Source organism: Myroides sp. LoEW2-1 (assembly GCF_009767705.1).
Taxonomy (GTDB): Bacteria; Bacteroidota; Bacteroidia; order Flavobacteriales; family Flavobacteriaceae; genus Flavobacterium; species Flavobacterium album_A.
The window spans coordinates 1-2368 of the sequence record NZ_WSPP01000320.1; the positions used below are offsets into that span (position 1 = coordinate 1).

Annotated in this window: 3 protein-coding genes; 1 reads left to right on the forward strand and 2 read right to left on the reverse strand. The window is 32.6% G+C overall.

The genetic code is table 11. The features are described from left to right. Together GOQ24_RS15220 and pyrR are read right to left on the reverse strand one after the other, a co-directional pair. A partial coding sequence (locus GOQ24_RS15220) for an aspartate carbamoyltransferase catalytic subunit (protein ID WP_160340074.1) occupies nucleotides 1–864 on the reverse strand: 864 nt, incomplete at its 3' end. 24 nt (nucleotides 865–888) lie between these two features. Further along, nucleotides 889–1437: a bifunctional pyr operon transcriptional regulator/uracil phosphoribosyltransferase PyrR gene (gene pyrR, locus GOQ24_RS15225; RefSeq protein WP_155091901.1), complete on the reverse strand. Its 549-nt coding sequence runs from the start codon at nucleotides 1435–1437 to the stop codon at nucleotides 889–891. Nucleotides 1438–1628: 191 nt separating this feature from the next. On the opposite strand from pyrR, the gene GOQ24_RS15230 reads away from it, so the two are divergent. After that, nucleotides 1629–2368: META domain-containing protein (locus tag GOQ24_RS15230; protein ID WP_160340075.1), on the forward strand; the 740-nt coding region annotated here is incomplete at its 3' end.

Here is a 2368-nt window from a genome sequence, read left to right on the forward strand (position 1 = left end):
TTGATCTAAAATCACTGATTGCTGTGAATCTGCTACATCTGAAGTAATCTCAACTCCTCTATTAATAGGGCCTGGATGCATCACTACAATCTCTTTATCCAGGGAGTCCAAAATTTCTTTAGTCAATCCATATTGTTGTGCGTACTCTCTTGTATTGGGAAAGTAACTAAAATCTAAGCGCTCATTTTGAACGCGAAGCATATTAGCAACGTCACACCATCCTAAAGCTTTTCTCAAGTTAGACTCTACCTTAACACCAAGGCTTTCAATATGCTTAGGAATTAATGTTTTTGGACCACATACTCTTACCTCAGCCCCTTGCATCTGCAAAGCGAAAATATTAGACAATGCCACACGTGAATGTAGAATATCTCCTACAATAACAACTTTCTTACCTGCTACGTCACCCAACTTTTCGCGAATAGAGTAACTGTCTAACAAAGCTTGGGTTGGATGCTCATGGGCACCATCTCCAGCATTAATTATACTTGCATTGACATTTTTAGACAAAAAATAAGCTGCACCAGGATTGTTATGACGCATCACGACCATATCCACTTTCATTGCCAAGATATTGTTCACCGTATCGATTAGCGTTTCTCCCTTTTTCACAGAAGATTGGGCCGCTGAAAAACTAATCACATCCGCAGAAAGACGCTTTTGTGCTAATTCAAAAGATAGTTTTGTACGTGTACTATTCTCAAAAAAGATATTTGCAATTGTAATATCCCTTAAAGAAGGAACTTTTTTAATAGGTCGATTAATGACTTCTTTAAAATGATCTGCTGTTTCAAAGATTAAATCAATATCGTTCTTAGTTATATATTTGATACCTAAAAGGTGATTTACACTTAATTCTTTCATTGCTTAAGTAAGTAAATTTAATAGTTAGATTGATAAACTTTGCTGTATATAAACACTATCTGACATTCCGTCTTCTGACCAATGTACACGCACTGACTCCTCATTAAAGGCATCTACTTGACGACCTCTATAATCAGGCTGAATTGGCAAATGGCGACTAAATCTTCTGTCAATTAAAACCAGTAGTTCTACTTCAGCTGGACGACCAAAAGATTGTATTGCAGTCAATGCAGAACGAATACTTCGCCCTGTAAACAATACATCATCAATAAAAACGACTTTCTTGTCTTCAACAAGAAAATCAATCTGTGTTTTATTCGCTTCAAGAGGTTTTTGATTTCTTCTAAAGTCATCGCGAAAGAAAGTAATATCTAAAAATCCCAAGGGAATATCAGATATGTTATATTCTTTTTCAATAATAGCTTTAATTCGCTCTGCTAAGAACTTACCACGTGGTTGAATACCAATAAGAAGAGTATTTGAAAAATCTAAATGATTTTCTACTAATTGACAAGCCAAACGATGTAGAATAATATCAATCTCTTTTGAAGTAAGTAATACTTTTGGATTCATATAAAAAAGAGTTGTGTTTGGGGAGTAAAAGTACAATTAATTATTGTTTTTACACTTCAATTTTAGAATTATCTCTAACAAATTGAATAAAAACAGTTGTTTTTATTGGCTATAGAAGTCAAGTTTATGTATTTTTACTTAAAGACTATCGCAAGTTTTTACTTATATTATATTTTCAAAATCAATTGACTATGAAACACTTTTTAATCTTATTCGCCTTGTTGTGTTCAACACCACCAAGTGTATTTGCACAAATAGATAAAAACAGTATTGCCAGCCATATTGAAGAAAAAACAAATGATATCTATCGCACAAAATGGGTTTTACAAAAGATAAATAACCAAGAAGTCAATTCCGAACAACCGATTTATATACGCATAGACGATAGCAATTTCAAAATCCACGGCAACAACGGGTGTAACATTTTTCAAATTAGCATAAAATCGCTAAAGAAATTCAATCATAACCCCATCAAAATAAAAACAAGAAAATCAATTGCTACAAATCACAAATGTGTTGATTCACTTTTTACTAAAGACTGTGATATTCTCTCCTTACTAACAAAGGCAAAGTTTACGATATCAAAACAAAATAACGATGAGCTAACACTCTTAACTAAAGATAAAACAGAGCTATCCTTTGTAAGAGAAGACGAAAACCCCATGTTAAAGTATATGGGAAAATACGCATGGAAACTGATTCAATACAAAGGAGATAGCGACAAAGACTTTTCTGAATATTTAATCTTTGACTTCCAAAAACAAACGGTAACGGGTTATAATAAGAATGCTTATTTCGAAGTAAAGTTTTCGATTAATAAAAAGAAAACGAAAATCACCTTTTACGATGTCTTTTTACTTAAAAACATTCACACAATTGATAAGCAAAGTCAGAATTTCATTTCATTGCTTTCAAACAAAACATATTATTT